At 69.6% G+C, this 19,457-nt stretch carries 17 protein-coding genes; 5 read left to right on the top strand and 12 right to left on the bottom strand.

All coding sequences use genetic code 11. The features are described 5' to 3' along the window. Positions 1–68 precede the first annotated feature (68 nt). Genes cobA through GOALK_RS13075 form a run of 3 tightly spaced genes read right to left on the bottom strand, consistent with a single transcriptional unit; the run spans position 69 to position 2,607 of the window. Positions 69–1,268, bottom strand: a complete 1,200-nt coding sequence (cobA, locus tag GOALK_RS13085; RefSeq protein ID WP_187346506.1) for a uroporphyrinogen-III C-methyltransferase — start codon at positions 1,266–1,268, stop codon at positions 69–71. Between the two features lie 53 nt (positions 1,269–1,321). Beyond that, a complete protein-coding gene (locus GOALK_RS13080) occupies positions 1,322–1,615 on the bottom strand; it encodes a hypothetical protein (protein ID WP_006359301.1) in 294 nt (97 codons plus the stop codon). Further along, a complete protein-coding gene (locus GOALK_RS13075) occupies positions 1,612–2,607 on the bottom strand; it encodes an acyl-ACP desaturase (RefSeq protein WP_006359300.1) in 996 nt (331 codons plus the stop codon). Before GOALK_RS13075 ends, GOALK_RS13080 begins: the two co-directional genes overlap by 4 nt. Before the next feature lie 208 nt (positions 2,608–2,815). Here GOALK_RS13075 and GOALK_RS13070 point away from each other — a divergent pair, with 208 nt between their 5' ends. Next, positions 2,816–3,481, top strand: a complete 666-nt coding sequence (locus GOALK_RS13070; RefSeq protein ID WP_006359299.1) for a response regulator — start codon at positions 2,816–2,818, stop codon at positions 3,479–3,481. On the opposite strand, the gene GOALK_RS13065 is transcribed toward GOALK_RS13070, so the two are convergent. Genes GOALK_RS13065 through mqo form a run of 6 tightly spaced genes read right to left on the bottom strand, consistent with a single transcriptional unit; the run spans position 3,478 to position 11,159 of the window. Further along, positions 3,478–5,109, bottom strand: a complete 1,632-nt coding sequence (locus GOALK_RS13065; protein WP_006359298.1) for a GAF domain-containing sensor histidine kinase — start codon at positions 5,107–5,109, stop codon at positions 3,478–3,480. The two genes, GOALK_RS13070 and GOALK_RS13065, sit on opposite strands and share 4 nt — an antisense overlap. Next, the gene (locus GOALK_RS13060) at positions 5,106–6,566 is read right to left on the bottom strand and encodes a cobyrinic acid a,c-diamide synthase CobB (protein WP_006359297.1); all 1,461 of its coding nucleotides are present in this window, start codon (positions 6,564–6,566) and stop codon (positions 5,106–5,108) included. The genes GOALK_RS13065 and GOALK_RS13060 overlap by 4 nt, the downstream gene beginning before the upstream one ends. Next, positions 6,560–7,177 (bottom strand): cob(I)yrinic acid a,c-diamide adenosyltransferase, encoded by a 618-nt coding sequence (gene cobO / locus GOALK_RS13055; RefSeq protein ID WP_006359296.1) that lies wholly within the window; start codon positions 7,175–7,177, stop codon positions 6,560–6,562. Before cobO ends, GOALK_RS13060 begins: the two co-directional genes overlap by 7 nt. 24 nt (positions 7,178–7,201) lie before the next feature. After that, the gene (locus tag GOALK_RS13050; RefSeq protein WP_006359295.1) at positions 7,202–9,106 is read right to left on the bottom strand and encodes a VWA domain-containing protein; all 1,905 of its coding nucleotides are present in this window, start codon (positions 9,104–9,106) and stop codon (positions 7,202–7,204) included. Then, the gene (locus GOALK_RS13045) at positions 9,103–9,600 is read right to left on the bottom strand and encodes a GNAT family N-acetyltransferase (protein WP_006359294.1); all 498 of its coding nucleotides are present in this window, start codon (positions 9,598–9,600) and stop codon (positions 9,103–9,105) included. The genes GOALK_RS13050 and GOALK_RS13045 overlap by 4 nt, the downstream gene beginning before the upstream one ends. Positions 9,601–9,632: 32 nt before the next feature. After that, the gene (mqo, locus tag GOALK_RS13040; RefSeq protein ID WP_040004202.1) at positions 9,633–11,159 is read right to left on the bottom strand and encodes a malate dehydrogenase (quinone); all 1,527 of its coding nucleotides are present in this window, start codon (positions 11,157–11,159) and stop codon (positions 9,633–9,635) included. Positions 11,160–11,311: 152 nt separating this feature from the next. On the opposite strand from mqo, the gene GOALK_RS13035 reads away from it, so the two are divergent. Both GOALK_RS13035 and mtr read left to right on the top strand, forming a co-directional pair. After that, entirely contained in the window at positions 11,312–12,373 is a 1,062-nt protein-coding gene (locus GOALK_RS13035; RefSeq protein WP_006359292.1) for an alpha/beta hydrolase, read from the top strand. After that, positions 12,370–13,767, top strand: coding sequence for a mycothione reductase (gene mtr, locus GOALK_RS13030; RefSeq protein WP_006359291.1), 1,398 nt, complete (start codon positions 12,370–12,372; stop codon positions 13,765–13,767). Before GOALK_RS13035 ends, mtr begins: the two co-directional genes overlap by 4 nt. 7 nt (positions 13,768–13,774) lie before the next feature. Here mtr and GOALK_RS13025 read toward each other — a convergent pair whose 3' ends face one another. Both GOALK_RS13025 and GOALK_RS13020 read right to left on the bottom strand, forming a co-directional pair. Further along, the gene (locus tag GOALK_RS13025; protein ID WP_006359290.1) at positions 13,775–14,578 is read right to left on the bottom strand and encodes an alpha/beta fold hydrolase; all 804 of its coding nucleotides are present in this window, start codon (positions 14,576–14,578) and stop codon (positions 13,775–13,777) included. A 13-nt stretch (positions 14,579–14,591) separates the two neighbouring features. Continuing rightward, the gene (locus GOALK_RS13020; protein ID WP_198136081.1) at positions 14,592–16,169 is read right to left on the bottom strand and encodes a cobyric acid synthase; all 1,578 of its coding nucleotides are present in this window, start codon (positions 16,167–16,169) and stop codon (positions 14,592–14,594) included. 144 nt (positions 16,170–16,313) lie between these two features. Between GOALK_RS13020 and GOALK_RS24645 the strand changes: the two genes are divergently transcribed. Further along, entirely contained in the window at positions 16,314–17,681 is a 1,368-nt protein-coding gene (locus GOALK_RS24645) for a serine/threonine-protein kinase (protein ID WP_006359288.1), read from the top strand. Continuing rightward, positions 17,578–18,501 carry an RCC1 domain-containing protein gene (locus tag GOALK_RS24640; protein WP_373278718.1) on the top strand — a complete coding sequence of 308 codons (924 nt, stop codon included), beginning with the start codon at positions 17,578–17,580 and terminating at the stop codon, positions 18,499–18,501. The genes GOALK_RS24645 and GOALK_RS24640 overlap by 104 nt, the downstream gene beginning before the upstream one ends. A gap of 15 nt (positions 18,502–18,516) precedes the next feature. Here the strand turns inward: GOALK_RS24640 and map are convergent, their stop codons facing one another. Further along, positions 18,517–19,380 (bottom strand): type I methionyl aminopeptidase, encoded by an 864-nt coding sequence (gene map, locus GOALK_RS13010; protein ID WP_006359286.1) that lies wholly within the window; start codon positions 19,378–19,380, stop codon positions 18,517–18,519. Positions 19,381–19,457 lie beyond the last annotated feature (77 nt).

Below are 19,457 nucleotides of genomic sequence, written 5' to 3'. Positions count from 1 at the left end.
CACGACGGTACCGTCCGAGCGCGCCGATGTGCCAATCCCTGTTGGTTCGATGTCCCGAACTGCCCGGTTCAGGCGCCTTCGGTGAAAGCGGCCACCTGGCCGATGACGACGATGGCCGGCGGGCGCAACCCCTCGGCCTCGGCGACCTCGGCGGCATGCGCGAGGTCGGTGCGCAGCAGGCGCTGCGTCGGCAGCGATCCGTTCTCGATCATGGCCACCGGGGTGTCGGCGGGCCGGCCGCCCTCGAGCAGGGCGTCGGCGAAGACGTCGACCCGTTCGACGGCCATCATCAGCACGAGCGTGCCGCGCAGCTTGCCCATCGCCGACCAGTCGATCAGCGAGTCGGGGTGGCCGGGCGGGACGTGACCGGAGGCGATGACCACCTCATGGGTGACGCCGCGGTGGGTCACCGGGATGCCGGCCGACGCGGGTGCGGCGATCGAGCTGCTGATGCCGGGCACCACGGTCACCGGTACACCGGCGGCGACGCAGGCCTGCAGCTCCTCGAAGCCGCGACCGTAGACATAGGGGTCGCCGCCCTTGAGCCGGACGACGAATTTGCCCTCCTTGGCGCGCGCCACGAGGACGTCGTTGATGGCCTCCTGCTTCATCGCGCGGCCGTAGGGAACCTTCGCGGCGTCGATGATCTCCACCTGTGGGCCGAGGGATTCGAGCAGTTCGGCCGGCGCGAGACGGTCGGCGACGACGACGTCGGCCTCGGCGAGGAGGCGCTGGCCACGCACCGTGATGAGGTCGGGATCGCCGGGACCGCCGCCGACCAGCGCGACACCCGGGGCGTGCGGTTCGACGTCGTCCACGGACAGCGAGCCCTCCGCCAACGCACGGCTGATCGCGGCACGCAACGCGGCCGACAGCTTGTGGTCGCCACCGGCGAGGACACCGAACTGGACGTCGCGGTGCCGGGCGGACGCCGGGGTGACCGCGGTTCCGTACTGTGCGTCGTCGGCGCGCACACAGAAGGTGTGGCGGCGTTCGGCCTCGGCGACGACCGCCGCATTGACCGCCGGATCATCGGTGCAGGCCATCGCGTACCAGGCGCCTTCGAGGTCGCCGTCGGCGTACGCGCGGCGGGTCACGGTGATGCCCTGGAACGACTCGACGGCCGGCGTCGGGTCGATGGCGATGACGTGCACGTCGGCTCCGGCCGCGATGAGGTTCGGCAGCCGACGCTGTGCGACGGAACCGCCGCCGACGACGACCACCCTGCGGCCCGCGAGATCGAGGCCGACGAGGTAGTGACCAGACATGGCACGGAACACTACCGGGCGGTCGCCCCGTCCCCGGCGCCCGCCGGTGTGATCTACAGCTGCCCGTCCGGTGTGATCTGCAGCGGCAGTTCGCCGGTCCGGCGGATGTGGGCCCAGATGTCGGCGGATGGCACACCGAGCCGGTGCGCGGCCGACTGCAGCAGCGCGCCGAGCAGCTTGGAACTGCAGTAGGCGGCGTCGAGCGCGTCGTCGGCGCCCGTCCGGATCTCGTTCCACCATGCCGGGTTCCGGTCGGCGGCCGCCTCGGCCATCGAGATCGCCGTGGCGAACCCGGACTCGCACCCGCACGCGAGCTCGTCCACCTCCATCGGCTGTGTGAGCGTCATGCCCGGCTCCGTGCCCGCTCGCGCTGCAGGGCGCGCTCACGCGAGGCCTCGAACTTCTCGACCTTGACGTTCATCTCATCGAGGAAGGCCGCGAGCTGTTCGCGGTAGTGCTCACCGAGCGGCCCGAAGTCCTCGCGCTCGAAGATGCGCCACTTGCGCAGCACCGGCATGACCACCTCGGACATGTGCTGCGGCAGGTCGTAGATGCCGCCCTTGGCGATCAGCACCGCGTTGCGCCGGAAGTTCGGCATGGTGGCGCCGGGCATCTGGAAGTTGGAGACGATCGCGTAGATTGCGGCCATCGTCTGGTCGGGAACCAGGTCGAGGGCGCCGGCGACGATGTTGCGGTAGAAGAGCATGTGCAGGTTCTCGTCGGCCGCCACGCGCTGCAGCATACGGTCGGCGATGGGGTCGCCACAGGCCTTGCCGGTGTTGCGGTGCGAGACGCGGGTGGCGAGCTCCTGGAAGCTGACATAGGCGACGGCATAGAGCATGTCGAAGCTGTGGTCGCGCTGTCCGTCATCTTCGGGCAGCGGGTTGAAGCCGGACGTCATGTGGGCCATCCGGATCTCTTCGAGTTCGACCGGGTCGACGCCGCGGGTGACGACGAGGTAGTCGCGCATGACCACCGAGTGGCGGTTCTCCTCGGCGGTCCAACGGCCGACCCACCAGCCCCACGCGTCGTCGAGGCTGAAGTTCTCGGCGATGACCCGGTGGTACGACGGCAGGTTGTCCTCGGTGAGCAGGTTGGTGATCATCGCGGCCTTGGCGGTCTCCGACAGCTGCGACTGTTCCGGGTCCCAGTCGATGCCGCCGAGCATCGCGAAGTTGCGGCCGGAGTCCCACGGCACGTAGTCGTGCGGATGCCAGTCCTTGGTCATCCGCATGTGACGCTCCACCTCGGTCTCGCACACGGGTAGCAGTTCGCGCAGCAGGTCCGATCCGGTCATCCCGCTGTTGGTCAGTTCGGGGGGTCCGATGAGGGTGGTCACGTGCTCTCCTGGTCCGAAGGTCGGGTGGGACAGGCGGATCGAGAATCCGTCGACAACCACTCTGCGCGCCGGGACGGGTGCTGCTCGTGGGGAGAAAGTCCCGCTTCCATGGGGGCGGACGTCGCGAATCCGGCCGGGACCCTCCTCTCCGCCGACACAACGCCGGCTGTGAGTTCTCGCAGCTGAGAAGGTCCGGTACGTTCAGACCATGGCTGACGATTCGACCCCCACCCCGGTTCGCGTCTACCTCGTCGACGACCACGAACTCGTCCGACGCGGACTCCGCGACCTCCTCGGCACCGCAGGCGACATCGAGGTCGTCGGCGAGGCCGCATCCGTCGGTGAGGCGCTGGTCGGCATCCTCGCGACCAAGCCCGACGTGGCCGTGCTCGACGTCCGGCTGCCCGACGGCAACGGTGTCGAACTCTGCCGCGACGTCCGTGCGGCCGAACCGGACGTGAAGTGCCTGATGCTGACCAGCTACGCCGACGACGACGCCCTGCTCGCCGCGGTCCTCGCCGGCGCGTCGGGCTTCGTGCTCAAGCAGATCCTCGGCCACAACCTGGTGGCCGCGGTCCGCACCGTCGGACAGGGCGGTTCGCTGCTCGACGACCGGTCGACCGCCGCCCTGCTGGCAAAGCTGCGCGACGGCAAGCAGCAGGAGAAGGACCCGCTCGCCGATCTCACCCACCAGGAGCGCGAGGTGTTCAACCTCATCGGCGAGGGTCTGACCAACCGGCAGATCGCCGGACGGATGTTCTTGGCGGAGAAGACGATCAAGAACTACGTGTCCCGTATCCTCGGCAAGCTGGACATGCAGCGCCGCACCCAGGTCGCGGTGATGGCGACCAAACTGCGCGACGGCAAGGACTAACCGATCAGGGGTACCGACCAGGTGAGGGTCGTCCCGCCCTCGTCGCGGTTACCGCGCGGGCGGGTCATCACGCTGAACGTCCCGTCGCAGTCCTCGGCGCGACGGGTGAGGTTCTCCAGCCCGCGGTAGGTGACGTCGGTGCCGATACCGACACCGTCGTCGGTGATCTCGACCGTCAGCACGTCGTCGGCGCGGACCGCGACGGCGATGTGTTCGGCCTGCGCGTGCCGCAACGCGTTGCTCAGCCCCTCACGCAGCACCGCGTCGATGTGGGGTCCCAGCGTGTCGGGCACCACGGTGTCGACGGGGCCGTCGAACTGGACGCTCGGTGAGATCGACGCGTGTCCGGACAGTTCGGAGACGATGTCGAGTACTCGACGCCGCAGGATAGACCCGTCGGCGTCGGCGGTCACCGTCTGCAGGTCGAAGATCGACGTCCGGATCTGCGCGATCGTGCGATCGAGGTCGGTCATGATCTGTTCGAGTCGCGCGGTGGCGGCGGCGGGATCGGTCGACCCGGCCAGCAGCGTCTGCACCGACATACCCACCGCGAACAGACGTTGGATCACGTGGTCGTGCAGGTCACGGGCGATGCGGTGACGGTCCTCGAGCACCTCGAGGTCGCGGGCGATCTGCTGCTGTTCGGCGTAGACGACGGCCAGCGAGGCGATCTCGGCGACGCCCGCCAGTCCGGCGATCTCCTCGTCGTCCCAGTACGGACGATTGCGGTGGGTGATGAGCATCCAGCCGAAGGCACCTGATGCCCGCTGCAGCGGTTGCACCGTCGTCCAGCGGGCGCCCCGGCGCACCAGAGACGGCGGGATGGTGCCGGCGCGCAGGACGGTGGGCGCGTTCGCGTGCGGCGCGGTGAAGCTGTCGATCTCGATCCGCTCCCCGGTGTGACCGCGCAACTCCACCTCGCCGTCGAGTTCGGTGAGGAGGAAGACGTCGACCGCATCCACCAGGTCGGCGACGTCGACACACATCCGGGACATGGTGTCCGACAAAGCGATTCCGGCGAGCGGCTCCGATCCGCGGCGGGCCAGAACCTGCATCCAGCGGTGCCGGGTACGCGCACGTTCGAAGAGTCCGGCGTTGTCGATGGCGATACCGGCGGCCACCGCGAGCACCGCCACGACCGTCTCGTCGACCTCGGAGAAGTCGTCGGCCGACCGTTTCTCGGTGAGGTAGATACTGCCGAAGACCTCACCGCGCACCAGGATCGGCGCACCGAGGAAGGTGCGCATGGGCGGGTGATTCGGCGGAAACCCGACCGAGGTCGGATGCGACCCGAGGTCGTGGATGCGGTGCAGTCGCGGGTCGTCGATCAGCAGACCCAGCACGCCGCGGCCGACCGGCAGGTGCCCCATCGTCGCCCGTTGGGCCTCGGTGATCCCGATGTGCACGAACTCGCTCAGACCGCCATCGGGACCGCGCACGCCCAGCGCACCGTACTGCGCGTCCACCAGACCGGCGGCCACCTCGACGATGCGCTGCAGCGCCCGGTCGAGTTCGACACCCTGTCCGACGACGAGCACCGCCTCGAGCAACTGACGCAGCAGTTCGGGGTCGTCGGCGCCGTGGGTCGCCAGCGCGTCGAGGGTCTCGCGGAGCCGTTGTGCCGTCATCGGTGAGCCTGCGTCGAGGAGTTTGTCGGCATCGTCCACGACGAGGAGCCTACTCGGGACACGAAGCGGTTCAGCGCCTCCGGGATGGCCGCCGGATGCACGTGCAGATACGAGGCGTGGACAGCATCGGTGACGACGCCGTCGGTGGCCGGCCGGCCCTCGACGTCACGCCAGGCCCACGCGGGCGTCGACGCGTCTCCCACGTGCACGGTGCTGCGGTGGAACTCGTGCCCGGTGACGCGCTCGCCGGCACGGAACAGGACCGAGTCGCCGAGGGCCACCGCGTCGCGGTAGCCGAGCGTCAGTGTGGGCCCGAAGCTGCCGGCGATGTCGAGGACGCCGCTCATCGGGCGATTGTCGAGGCGGTCGGCCAGGTAGACCAGGCCGGCGCACTCGGCGTGGATGGGCCTGCCCGCGGCCGCGTGTGCACGCAGGTCGGCCCGCAGTTCGTGATTGGCGCCGAGTTCCTCGGCATGTTCCTCCGGGAAACCGCCGCCGATGACGACACCGGCGGTGTCCGGCGGAAGCCGGTCGCACAGCGGGTCGAACGCCACGACCTCGGCACCCGCGGCCCGCAGCATCTCGGTATGTTCCGCGTAGCCGAACGTGAACGCCGCGCCCCCGGCCACCGCAATGACGGGCCGCGAGGACGGGGCCGGAGCGCCGTCGACGTAGGGCGCGAGGGCCTCGGCCGCCGACCAGGGCGCGGCGTCGGGAATCCGACGTTGCCGGGCCGCGGCCACGATCGCGGGCAGGTCGAGTGCGTCGCGCAGGTGATCGGTCATCGACGCGACGGCGGCGACCGCGTCGGCGCTGCGTTCGGCCGCGGGGATGAGTCCGAGATGGCGGGACGGCACGGTCAGCGACGGGTCGCGACGCAGCACGCCGAAGACCGGGACGCCGACGCGGGCGCACGCCTGTCGCAGCACCATCTCGTGTCGCGGCGAGCCGACCCGGTTGAGGATGACGCCGGCGATGTGGACCGAGGTGTCGTAGGACAGGAACCCGTGTAGCACCGCGGCGAGCGACTGACTGTGCCCACCTGCGTCGACGACCAGCACCACGGGTGCACCGATGATCGACGCCACGTGCGCGGTCGAGCCGATGCCCAGCGCGTCGGTGTCGGCGGCGTCGGGGTCGTCGCTGGTGATACGGCCGTCGAACAGCCCCATCACGCCCTCGACGACGGCGATGTCGGCACCGGCCGAACCGTGGGCGAACAGCGGTGCGATCAGCTTCTCGCCCACCAGGTTGGGGTCCAGGTTGCGACCGGGACGCCCGGCGGCGACGGCGTGATACCCGGGGTCGATGTAGTCGGGACCGACCTTGAACGGTGCAACCCGGTGACCGGCTGCACGCAACGCGCCGATGAGTCCGGTCGTCACCGTCGTCTTGCCGCTGCCCGAGGACGGCGCGGCGATCACGACCGCCGGTGTCGCGCGGGACACGGTCACCACTCGATGCCCTTCTGGCCTTTGCGGCCGGCATCCATCGGGTGGGCGATCTTGCGCATCTCGGTCACGAGGTCCGCGGCGTCGACCAGCGCCTGCGGTGCACGGCGGCCGGTGATGACGACGTGCTGACGTCCGGGGCGCCGGGCGAGCGTCTCGATGACCTCGTCGGTGTCGACCCAGCCCCAGTCGAGCGGATAGGTGAACTCGTCGAGCACGTAGAAGTCGTGTTCGCCGGCATCGAGCCGCCGGGCGATCTCGGCCCAACCGGCGCGCGCGGCGGCGGCGTGGTTGTCGGCGTGCTCGGTGTTGGCTCGCAACCACGACCATCCCTGGCCCATCTTGTGCCACTCCACCGGACCACCCGCACCGGTGTCGGTGTGGCACTGCCCGAGAGCCAGCAACGCCGACTCCTCCCCGACCTTCCACTTCGCGCTCTTCACGAACTGGAAGACGGCGACCCGCATACCGGCGTTCCAGGCGCGCATCGCCATCCCGAAGGCGGCGGTGGACTTGCCTTTGCCGTCACCGGTGTGGACGGCCAGCACGGGCTGGTTCCGACGCTGGCGGGTGGTCAGGCCGTCGTCGGGAACCGAGGCGGGAACCCCTTGGGGCACTTGTTGTCTCCTTCTTCGGCGGACTCAGGCCGCGCCGCGGGTCAGCGCGGTCGCGGACAGCTTGTCCATGGTCAGCAACTCGGCGCCGAGGTGTCCCGCGAGGTCGGCGGCGAGGCCGAGCCGGACCATCCCCTGCTCGCAGTCGACGACCACCGACTCGATCCCCCGGCGCCGGATCGCCGACGCCGCGAGCCGCGCCCGTGCGGGGGCATCCCGGCCGGAGGTCGCGCGGCCGTCGGTGAGGACGACGAGGAGCGGCCGACGGTTCGGTTCGGTGCGGCGGCATCGTTCGACGACGTCGCCGGCCAGGGCCAGCCCCTCGGCCAGCGGTGTCCGGCCACCGGTACGGATCTCGGCGAGACGGCGCACCGCGATGTCCACCGACTTGGTGGGCGGCACTGCCAGCGTGGCGGTACCGCCGCGTGCGACGACCACCGCGACCCGATCACGACGCGTGTAGGAATCCCGCAGCATCTCGACGCACAGTTCCGCGACCGCGGTGAGCCGACGGCGGGCGGTCATCGATCCGCTCAGATCCACCACGAAGACGACGAGATTGGATTCCTGGCCGATGCGCTCGGCGGCGCGAAGGTCGGGCGCGGCGATCCGGACCGACGACTGCGGTGCCCGGCCCGCCGCGGCGAGGACGGTGGCGAACAGGTGCACCGGCCGGCCGTCCTCGAAGTCGACGGCGTGGGTCGTGTGCCCGCGCCGGCTCCGCGCTTTCGACCGGCGGCCGGGGTCTCCGTCCCCGACCCCGGTCACGCGGAGCGCGCGAACCCGATGTCCGGTCGGCGTCGGGGCCGCACCGAACGCCGGTCCGGGGGCCGACTGCGACCCAGACTGCGAACCTTCCGGTGCGTCGGTGTTTTCCGGCGCCGCAGCGGAATCCGAGGACTCCCCCGGCTCCGGGGCACCGTCGCCCGGTCCACCCTCCGGCGGTGTCGGATCGTCGTCCGGGGAGTCGGGAGAGCCGGGGCCGGCGGCGTCCTGGCCGGCCGACATGGCGTCGTCGAGCTGGTCGTTCGAGAGACCGGACTCGTCGAAGGGGTTGCGGCGCCTGCGGTGCGGCAGGGCGAGTTCGACGGCGGCCCGCACGTCCTCCTCGTCCACCGTCGGAGCCCCGCGCCAAGCCGCGTGTGCGGCGGCGGTGCGCGCGACGACGATGTCGCCGCGGAGTCCGTCGACGTCGAGGTGGGCGCAGATGCCGGCGATGCGGCGCAGTTCGCGCGTCGGGATCTCGACTCCGCTCACCGCTTCCCGGGCCGCATGAATCCGTTGTGCCAGTTCATGTTCGGTTTCGAGGTACTCGGCCGCGAACCCGTCCGGGTCGGCGTCGAACGCCATCCGCCGCCGGATGACCTCGACACGTTCGTCGAGATCCTTTCCCGCGGCGACGTCGACCGCCAGCCCGAAACGGTCGAGGAGCTGCGGGCGCAACTCCCCCTCTTCCGGGTTCATGGTGCCGACGAGCACGAAATCTGCTTCCTGCGTGTGGGATACGCCGTCACGCTCGATGGTGACGCGCCCGCTCGCGGCGGCATCGAGGAGGACATCGACGAGATGGTCGGCGAGCAGGTTGACCTCGTCGATGTAGAGAACACCCCGATGGGCGCGGGCGAGGAGCCCGGGGGTGAACTCCGCGCGACCGTCGCGCAGCACGGAGGTCAGGTCGAGTGAACCGATCACCCGGTCCTCGGTCGCGCCGATCGGCAGTTCGACGACGCGCCCGGATCGGTCGTCTCCGCCGATCAGCGGGCCGAGCCCGCGCACGATGGTCGACTTGGCCGTGCCCTTCTCGCCGCGGATGAGGACGCCGCCGATGCCCGGCGAGATGGCGGACAGGACGAGGGCCAGCTTGAGCTGTTCCTGTCCGACGACCGCGCTGAACGGATAGCGGACCGGGGCCGAATCCTGGACGTCGGTCATCGGGAACCGGATCGGAGCATCGACACGTGCGGGATCCCATCTTCGAGGTACTCGTCGCCCTCGGCGACGAAACCGAACTTGCCGTACATCTCGGTGAGGTAGGCCTGCGCCTCGATCCGGCAGGGTCGGTCCCCGACCTCGTCGAGCGCAACCGTCAGGAGCCGGGCGACCAGCCCATGGCCGCGATGCGCCCGTGCCGTGCAGGCACGCCCGATCCGGTAGACGGTCCCACCGTCCGGCCCCGGCGGCTCTTCGAGGAGTCGCAGGGTCGCCAGCACGGCGTCGTCGTCGGGTTCGCCGCTCTCGGTGATCCAGAATTGACGCGTCGTCGGCTCGAGGTCACGGCCGTCGATCTCCGGGTACGGACAGGCCTGCTCCACGACGAACACATCGACCCGGAGCCGCAGGAGCCGGTACAGCGTGGCCGCGTCGATCTCGGCAGACGTACTGCGGTGTACCTGCGGGCGCCGGTCGTGCTGCGGTTCAGGACTCATGTGTCGTGGTTAGCACAGATGACCGCCCGGGATCACCCCGCGGTGGCGGGGGCGAGCGCGCCGGTCTCGACGCTGCTCGCATCGCGACCGGTCAGCCGCAGGGACTTGTTGGTCCAATCCCACACCTGTCGGTACAGGTCACGGTTGCCGTTGAGCTTCTGACCGAACGACGGGATGATCTGGGTGAGCTTCGGCGACCAGCCGGCGTACTCGGCCGGGAAGCACTTCTCGAGCACCGAGAGCATCGCGGGGACGGCGGTCGAGGCACCCGGGGACGCACCGAGCAGGCCGGACATGGTGCCGTCCTCGGAGGTCACGACCGCGGTACCGAACTCGAGCTTGCCGCCGACGCCGGTCTTGCGGATGACCTGGACGCGCTGACCGGCGGTGATGAGCTCCCAGTCGGCGCCGAGCGCACGCGGCACGAACTCCGACAGCGTGTTGACGCGGTCGGCCTTGTTCGCGGCGAGCTCGCTGATGAGGTACTTGAGCAGACCGAACTCCTGCGGCGCGATCGACACCATCGGCAGCAGGTTCCCCGGCTTGATCGAGGCGGGCAGGTCGGTGATCTTGCCCGACTTGAGGAACTTGGGCGACCAGCCGGCGTACGGGCCGAACAGCAGGCCCGGCTTGTGGTTGATCACACGGGTGTCGAGGTGCGGCACCGACATCGGCGGTGCGCCGACGGCGGCCTGGCCGTAGACCTTGGCCTGGTGCTCACCGATGAGGTCGGGGTTGGTGCAGCGGAAGAACTCGCCCGAGACCGGGAAGCCACCGAAGCCCTTGGCCTCCTTGATGCCCGACTTCTGCAGCAGGTGCAGCGCACCTCCGCCGGCGCCGACGAAGACGAACTTCGCATGGACTTTCAGGACGTCGCCGGTGCGGCCGTTGCGGACCTTGACGATCCAGCTGCCGTCGGACTGCTTGGACAGGTTGGTCACCGAGTGACCGAAGTAGATGTCGGCGCCCTGCGCGACATAGTTGAGCAGCTGCTGGGTCAGCGCGCCGAAGTCTACGTCGGTGCCCTGGTCGAACCAGTTCAGCGCGACCGGGTCGGAGAAGTCGCGACCGGCCGACATCAGCGGGAGACGCTTGGTGAACTCGGCCGGATCGTCGATGAACTCCATGCCCTCGAACAGGGTCTGTCCTGCGAGGTTGTCGTAGCGCTTGCGCAGGTACTTCACGCCGGCGTCGCCGTGGGTGAAGGCGACGTGCGGGATCGGGTTGATGAACTCCGAGGGATCGCCGAGGATGCCCTTGTCGACCGCATGTGCCCAGAACTGACGCGACACCTGGAACTGCTCGTTGATGTTGAGCGCCTTGGTGATGTCGACGTCGCCGTCGGCGGTCTTGGGCGTGTAGTTGAGCTCACACAGCGCCGAGTGCCCGGTGCCCGCGTTGTTCCACGGGTCGCTGCTCTCCGCCGCAGCGGCGTCGAGCCGTTCGAACAGGCTGATCGACCAATCGGGCTGCAGCTGACGGAGCAGCGCTCCCAGGGTGGCACTCATGATGCCTGCACCCACCAACGCCACGTCGGTCTTGATCACCGTTTTCGACACCTGGACTCCACTTCAACCTGATCAACGATCTCTACATCGGCCATTGTCCAGCATGGCACGTCCTGTCACAGAATCGACCTGCTCAACTGTGGCATCCGTGACACTTCCGCGGCGTCCCCTGCCCGAGCAGACGGGTCACTAAGCTGGCTGCTGTGAGCGTATCCGCAGGCACCGGCTGGCAACCCGACCGCTTCCTGGACCACTACCAACTCCGCACCATCCCGCTGGGCGACGATCCGGACGGGGAATCACCCGTCACCGCGACCCTGATCCGCCGCGCCGAGGCGGGTGCGCGGATCGCCGGTCCGCGGCCCGTGGCCGGCGCGGTGCTCTATGTCCACGGCTTCACCGACTACTTCTTCCACGAGCCGCTGGCCGATTTCTTCACCGCCCGCGGCTACGCGTTCTACGCGATCGACCTGCGTAAGTGCGGACGGTCGCGGGAGAGCCACCACACCGCCCACTTCACGACGGACCTCGCTCGATACGACGAGGAACTCGGCCTCGCGCTCGAGCTGATCGCCGAGGAGGTGGGTGCGGACACCCGCACGATCATCGCCGGGCATTCGACGGGTGGCCTGATCACCGCGCTGTGGCTCGACCGGCTGCGCGAGCAGGACCCGGCCCGGCACGGGCTCGTCGACGGCCTGCTGCTCAACTCGCCGTGGCTGGATCTCCAGGGCGACGCCGTCCTGCGGACGCTGCCGGTGACGATGCTGATCAAGGCGGTGGCCGCGGTGCAACCCACCCGCGTGATCCCGCAGGAACTCTCCTCGGCCTACGGCGAGAGTCTTCACGAGAGTGCGCACGGCGAGTGGAGTTACGACCTCGCCCTCAAACCGATGGGCGGTTTCCCGGTCACCTTCGGGTTCCTGAACGCGGTCCGGAGCGGGCAACGACGTCTGCACCGCGGCATCGACGTCGGCACGCCGGCGCTCGTGTTGCGTTCGGACAAGACCCATTTCGCGAAGACCTACTCGGCGTCGACCGATCGCGCCGACGCCGTCCTCGACGTCCGCCAGATCGCCCGCTGGAGCGGGTGTCTCGGCGGGCGCGTGTCGACCGTCCCCATCCCCGACGCCCGCCACGACGTGTTCCTCTCCGTGCCGCATGCCCGTGAGCACGCCTATCGCGAGGTCGACGACTGGCTCGCCCGCACCATCCGGCCCGCGACCGAATCCTCGGAAACCAGTAGAAAAGAGAGCACCCTATGACCGCCACGCAGGTCGTCGACCTGGCCATCATCGGCTCCGGCAGCGGCAACTCCATCCCCGACGAGCGCTATGCCGACACGACGATCGCCATCTTCGAGGAAGGCGTGTACGGCGGCACCTGCCTCAACGTCGGCTGCATCCCGACCAAGATGTTCGTCTACGCGGCGGAGGTCGCCGAGATCGCCACGCAGGGCGCGCGTCTCGGGGTGCACGCCAAGGTCGACTCGGTGGACTGGCCCGGCATCGTCGAGCGCGTCTTCGGACGCATCGACCCGATCTCCGAGGGCGGCAAGGAGTATCGCGTGGACCGGTGCGAGAACATCACCGTCTACAGCTCCCATGTCGAGTTCGACGGTCGGGACGACGACGGCCTCTACCGTCTCGTCACCGCCGACGGTGCAACGGTTCTCGCCCGCGAGGTGGTCCTGGCCGCGGGTTCGCGCGCGGTCATCCCGCCGGTCATCGCCGATTCCGGCGTGGCGTACTACACCAACAACGACGTGATGCGTCTGCCGGAACTGCCCGAGCGGCTCGCCATCGTCGGAAGCGGTTACATCGCAGCCGAATTCGCGCACGTCTTCGGCGCTCTCGGCTCCAAGGTGTCGATCATCGCCCGCGGCCCCGCCCTGCTGCGCAAGCAGGATGCCGACATCTCCAACCGTTTCACCCAGGTCGCCGAGGAGAAGTGGGACGTCCACCTCGACACCGCCATCACCGGTGCGGAGGACCTGCCCGACGGCGGTGTCCGCCTGCAGTTCGACGACGGGACGCACCTGGAGGCCGACGTCCTGCTCGTCGCCACCGGCCGGAAGCCCAACGGCGACCGCCTCAACCTCTCCTCGGTCGGCATCGAACTCGACGAAGAGGGCCGGGTGCACTGCGACATCCACGGCCGCACCTCCGCACGCGGGGTGTGGGCGCTCGGCGACGTCAGCTCGCCGTACCAGCTCAAGCACGTCGCCAACCACGAGGAGCGGGTGGTGCAGGCCAACCTGCTGAAGGGTTGGGATGCAGACGATCTCGTCGAGTTCGACCACCGGTTCGTCCCGGCGGCCGTCTTCACACACCCGCAGATCGCCTCGGTGGGGCTGACCGAAGACGAGGCCCGCGACGCCGGATACGACATCACGGTCAAGGTCCAGGCCTACGGTGACGTCGCCTACGGCTGGGCGATGGAGGACACCACCGGTTTCTGCAAGGTGATCGCCGAACGCGGCACCGGCAAGATCCTCGGCACGCACATCATCGGCCCGCAGGCCCCGACCGTCATCCAGCCGGTCATCCAGGCGATGTCGTTCGGCCAGACCGCCCTCGAGGTCGCCAAGGGGCAGTACTGGATCCACCCGGCGATGCCCGAGGTGCTCGAGAACGCGCTGTTGGGTCTGGAGATCTAGTGGCGATCTAGAACACCGTCGACCGCAGGGCGATCTCGCTGGCCAGTTCGGCGGGAGCGTTCTGCGGAATCCAGTGGTCGACGCCGGCCAGTTCGCAGAACCGGAAGTCGGAGTAGGCGTACCGGCCGCTGCCCTGCGCCTGCTCACGGCCGAGCGCGGCGTCGGCGTCGCTCCAGACGAGCGTCGTCGGGATCTCCACCGGCGGGCACGCCATGGTGCCCTTGATGTCGCCGACGAAGTTGGCCCGGTACCAGTTCAATGCAGCCCGCAGGGCGCCCGGTTCGCGCAGCGGGGCGAGCTCCTCGGCGGTGACCCCGGCCGCGCGCAGCTTGGCGCCGTCGTCGGCGAGGAGTGTCTCCTCGGCGCCGTCGGCGACGAAATCGAGGATGTAGGACGATCGTTCGCGCTGATCGCTCGCCGCGAGTGCATCCCGCATCGCCGACGGGTGGCCGGTGCTGGCGACCACCAGACCGGTGAACCGGTCGGGGTACTTGCCCGCGAGATGCCACGCGACGATGCCGCCCCAGTCGTGCCCGACGAGGATCGCGTACCCGACCTTCAGTTCGTCGAGCACGGCGATCACATCCGACACCAGGTGGCTGAGGTGATAGTCCTCGACGGCCTCGGGTCGTGCGCCGGGGCTGTAGCCGCGCTGGTTCAGGACCAACGTCCGCAGGCCCGATTCGTGGAGTCGCGGGAGCACCGCGTCGTAGCAGGATCCGTCCACCGGGAATCCGTGAAGCAGCAGGACCCACGGGCCCCGTTCCGGTCCCCCGATCCGGACGTCGAAGGTGAGGCCGTTGACGGTCACCTGACGCTGATCTTCAGTCATTGGGCCACGATAGCGTCTGCGCCGAACCGGTGTCGGGGTCCAGGTGATGGCGGATGACGGGCGCCGACACGGGCGGACCGTCCTCGATGAGATGCATCACCGCGTCCATGTCGAGATGCTCGCTGACCAGGTCGGCCATCGTGTCGACCTGTCGCCGCCGGATCGCCTCCACCTCGGTGTCGCCCGCGACCCGGAAGTCCGGCACACCGGCCTCGGCGGCCACCTCGGTGAGCAGCCGACGCCGAAAGGCGTCGTTGGCCAGCAGTCCGTGCCAGTGCGTCCCACGGATCGCGCCTCGCACCGCACCTTCGGGACCCGCGGCGTCGTCGACGATCCAGGTGTCCTCCCGCGACCCGACGACCCGCCCGTGGTGGATCTCGTAACCGCTGATCACCTCTCCACCGCGGCTGGTGCCGCTGACCTGACGCAACGTCTTGTCGGTGGCGAAGGAGATGTCGAGATCGAACACACCGAGGCCGTCGACGCGGCCACGACCGGATTCGATCGCGTCGTCGATGGTGCGGGCCAGCATCTGGAAACCCCCGCAGATGGCGACGACCGGGACGCCCCGGGCCGCGCGGGCGGTGACCGCGTCGGCGATCCCGCGGTCGCGCATCCAGGCGAGGTCGGAGACCGTGGCACGGGTTCCCGGGATCACCACCAGGTCGGCGGCGGCGACACTGCCCGGGTCGTCGACCCAGGTCACGTCGACGCCCGGTTCGCAGGCGAGCGCCTCGACGTCGGTGGAGTTGGAGATGCGGGGCAACCGGATCGCGGCGACGCGGAGCCGCGCGCCCGGACCGGCCGGGTTCAGCGGCGGTCCGACCCGCCGGCCGACGGGCGCCGCCAGGGAGTCCTCGGCGTCGAGCCACAGGTCGTCGGCGAACGGCAGGACACCGAGGGTCGGGCGGCCGGTGATCTCCTCGACCTGCCGGAGCCCGGTTTCGAGGATGCTCGGGTCGCCCCGGAACTTGTTGACGACGTAGCCCGCGATCAGCGCCTGGTCTGCGGGTTCGAGGATCGCGGTGGTGCCGAACAGCGAGGCCAACGAGCCACCGCGGTCGATGTCGGTGACCAGCAGCACCGGGAGCCGTGCGGCCTGCGCGAGCCCCATGTTGGCGATGTCGTTGCGGCGGAGGTTGATCTCGGCGACCGAACCCGCTCCCTCACAGAGCACGACGTCGAAGTCGCGGCGGAGCGCGGCGAGCTCCTCGGTGACGACCTCCCTCAGCCGGGACCGCCAGGCCATGTAGTCCCGGGCACCGACGTCCCCGGCCGGGCGCCCTCGCAGCACGACATGGGAGCGCCGGTCGCTGCCGGGTTTCAGCAGAACAGGATTGAACCGCGTCGAGGGTTCGAGCCCGCAGGCGAAGGCCTGCAGGGCCTGGGCGCGGCCGATCTCACCGCCGTCGAGCGTCACCACCGAGTTGTTGGACATGTTCTGCGCCTTGAACGGCGCGACCCGGACGCCGTCGCGCGCGAGAGCACGACAGAGACCTGCGACGAGGAGACTCTTACCGGCGTCACTACTGGTCCCGCCCACGAACAACGCACCACCGAGATCGGCCACCACGACAGCGTAGTGGTGGGGTCGTTCACACGACGCACCACTTGCCTCGCCGGCCGCTCCGGCTGGTTACAGTGACGGCAACGCCTGCGAGGGCGTGGTCGGGAGGGCCTGTGCGAGCAGGTCGGGACAGGGGGGTCGTCGGGCGTGGAGATCGTGGAACCCGGATCGGTGTTCGCCGGGTATCGCGTGGTCTCCCTGCTCGGGCGCGGCGGGATGGGCCAGGTCTGGCTCGTCGAACACCCGACACTGGGCCGTCGCGAGGCCCTGAAGATCATCTCGCCGAATCCTGCGGACCCCAGCTTCCACGAGCGGTTCCGCAACGAGGCCCGGACAGCGGCAGCCCTCGATCACCCGGGCATCGTCACCGTCTTCACCCACGGCGTCGAGCACGGCAGCCCGTGGTTCTCGATGACCTACCTCGACGGCAAAGACCTCACCGGCGCCGGCCCGATGCCCGTCGACGAGGTCGTCACCATCGCCGGTCGCGTCGCCGACGCTCTCGACTACGCGCATGGTCAGCGGGTCATCCACCGCGACATCAAGCCGGCGAACATCGTCGTCGCCCGCGGACCGGACGGCCGCATCACCCGCGTCACGGTTCTCGACTTCGGTATCGCCCGACTGGTCGACGGCAACAAGATGACCGCGACCAACCTGTTCGTCGGCACCCTGGCCTACGCCGCCCCCGAGCTGCTCACCGGCGAGGCCGCGATCCCCGCCTCGGACCAGTACGCCCTGGCCTGCACCGTCTTCCAGCTGCTCACCGGCCGTCAGCCGTTCCCGGGCACGACGCCGATGGCACTCATCTCGGGTCACGTGAACTCCCCCGTGCCCCGGCCGTCGGACCACGATCCGGCTCTGGCGCATCTCGATCCGGTCTTCGCCCGGGCGCTGGCCAAGCAGCCCGGCGACCGGTTCGCCTCGTGCACGGACTTCGCGCGGGCACTCGAGCAGGCGGCGGCCGCGGGCCCGCGTCGTGCGGCGCCCACCACGCCGGCCCCGGCGTTTCCGCCACGCGTCGGCCATCACCCTCCGGCTCGGCAACACCCGCCTACCCGGCAGCGCCCCCCGCTCCCGCCACCGGGCTACCACCCGCACCGGCCACACACCCCGGCCCCGGTCTTCGCCGGCGGCTTCACCCCGGCACCGTCCGAGAAGCGCACCGGACTCCTCGTCGGCGTCGGCGCCGGTGTCTTCGTCCTCGTCCTGGCGCTCGTGATCACCGCGATCGTCCTGGTCGGCTCCGACGACGCCCCGGCGACCACGACCTCAGGGACCTCGACGCCTTCGCGTTCGTCCGCCGGATCAACCAGTGCCACAACGGGTTCGGGCGACTTCGAGTCCATCGCCTCGAGCGGCGACAGCACCTGCGCGGCGTGGCGGCGAGCTGTTCTGCTGGGGCGGAAACCTGTACGGCACCCTCGGCGACGGTTCGACGACGGACCGGGCGCGCCCGGAGAAGGTGTCCGGTCTCGAGGACGTGTCGGCGGTCGGCATGGGCGGCCTCGGTAGAACCTGCGCGATCGCCTCGGGCGACCTCTACTGCTGGGGCCAGGGTGCCGGGCCGACCGGCCAGAACGTCACGCTGCCGACCAAGGTGTCCGGCCTGACCGACGTGAGAGCGGTGGCCGTCGGCCTCACCACCTGCGCGATCAGCTCCGGCGACCTCTACTGCTGGGGCAACAATCTCAACGGGCAGACCGGTGCGGGCACCGACCCCACCATCCCCACCCCGACGCGGGTCTCGGGTCTGTCCGATGTCACGGCGGTCTCGACCTCGCACACGACGACCTGTGCCATCGCCGCAGGCTCCGCCTACTGCTGGGGCAACAACGCCGACGGGCAGGTCGGCGATGGCACCACCACCAACCGGCCCACCCCGACCAGGCTCGACCTGGACTCCCCCTCCTCGATCAGCACGAGTCTCTATTCGACGTGCGCGGTGGCGAGCGGTTCCGGCGGCTCGGGGACCGTGTTCTGCTGGGGCGAGAACGGTTCCGGTCAACTCGGCGACGGCACCGAGGTCAGCCGACAGCGACCGACCCCGATCGATGTGCGGGGCGCGACACAGGTCTCCACCGGGGGTTACGCCGCCTGCGCCGCGGCGAGCGGTTCCGCCTACTGCTGGGGTTCGCGGAGCACGCTCCCCGACCACGCCCCGAGCCGGATCAACGGGCTGTCGGGCGTCACCCAGGTGACCACCGGCTCGGCCAACGTCTGCGCGGTCGCGGGCGCCGAGATGTACTGCTGGGGACTCAACGGCAAGGGACAGCTCGGCAACGGGACCACGACGACCAGCAACGAGCCGCAGCCCGTGCGCTTCCCGGCCTAGTCAGGGGAATGCCGATCAGGCGTCCGGCAGGGTCAGGATCTCTGCGCCGTCCTCGGTGACCACGAGGGTGTGTTCGAACTGCGCGGTCCACTTCCGGTCGGCGGTCACCACGGTCCAGCCGTCGTCCCACATCTCCCAGGCGAGGCCGCCGAGGTTGATCATCGGCTCGATGGTGAACACCATGCCGGGTTCGAGGACGGTGTCGACGTTGGGCTCGTCGTAGTGCAGCACCACGAGCCCGTTGTGAAAGGTCTCGCCGATGCCGTGCCCGGTGAAGTCGCGGACGACGCTGTAGCCGAAGCGATTCGCGTACGCCTCGATGACGCGACCGACGACGTTGAGTTCGCGTCCCGGCTTGACCGCCTTGATCGCCCGCTCGGTGGCGGTACGGGTGCGCTCGACGAGGTCGACGACCTCCTGCTCGACGTCCCCGGCGAGGAAGGTCGCGTTGGTGTCGCCGTGCACGCCGTCGATGTAGGCGGTGACATCGATGTTGACGATGTCGCCGTCGGCGATGACGGTCGAGTCCGGGATGCCGTGACAGATCACCTCGTTGAGCGAGGTGCAGCAGGACTTGGGGAAGTCCTTGTAACCCAGCGTCGACGGGTAGGCGCCGTGGTCGACCATGTACTCGTGCGCGATCCGGTCCAGTTCATCGGTCGTCACGCCGGGTGCGACGGCCTTGCCGGCCTCGGCGAGCGCATTCGCGGCGATCTTGCCGGCGAGGCGCATCTTCTCGATGGTCTCCGGCGTCTGCACCCAGGGTTCGTGGCCCTCGTTCACGGTGGGTTTCCACACGTATTCCGGCCGCTCGATGGAGTCGGGCACGGTCCGGATCGGCGTCGGGGTACCGGGGGTCAGGACACTGCGAACTGGCATGCGAACCACTTTATCCGCCCGTCCGAGGAGGACCGGCGCGCGGACGGCAAGCTCGCGACAACTAAGCTCGCCCTAAG

It is taken from the genome of Gordonia alkanivorans NBRC 16433 (assembly GCF_000225505.1).
GTDB classification, from domain to species: domain Bacteria; phylum Actinomycetota; class Actinomycetes; order Mycobacteriales; family Mycobacteriaceae; genus Gordonia; species Gordonia alkanivorans.
This window is presented reverse-complemented; position numbering and strand designations above follow the sequence as displayed.

Bases quoted from the DNA above. Each gene is read 5' to 3' on its own strand.
- cobA (WP_187346506.1), bottom strand. From the start codon at position 1,268: ATGTCTGGTCACTACCTCGTCGGCCTCGATCTCGCGGGCCGCAGGGTG.
- GOALK_RS13080 (WP_006359301.1), bottom strand. From the start codon at position 1,615: ATGACGCTCACACAGCCGATGGAGGTGGACGAGCTCGCGTGCGGGTGC.
- GOALK_RS13070 (WP_006359299.1), top strand. From the start codon at position 2,816: ATGGCTGACGATTCGACCCCCACCCCGGTTCGCGTCTACCTCGTCGAC.
- GOALK_RS13065 (WP_006359298.1), bottom strand. From the start codon at position 5,109: ATGACGGCACAACGGCTCCGCGAGACCCTCGACGCGCTGGCGACCCAC.
- GOALK_RS13050 (WP_006359295.1), bottom strand. From the start codon at position 9,106: ATGACCGACGTCCAGGATTCGGCCCCGGTCCGCTATCCGTTCAGCGCG.
- GOALK_RS13045 (WP_006359294.1), bottom strand. From the start codon at position 9,600: ATGAGTCCTGAACCGCAGCACGACCGGCGCCCGCAGGTACACCGCAGT.
- mtr (WP_006359291.1), top strand. From the start codon at position 12,370: ATGACCGCCACGCAGGTCGTCGACCTGGCCATCATCGGCTCCGGCAGC.
- map (WP_006359286.1), bottom strand. From the start codon at position 19,380: ATGCCAGTTCGCAGTGTCCTGACCCCCGGTACCCCGACGCCGATCCGG.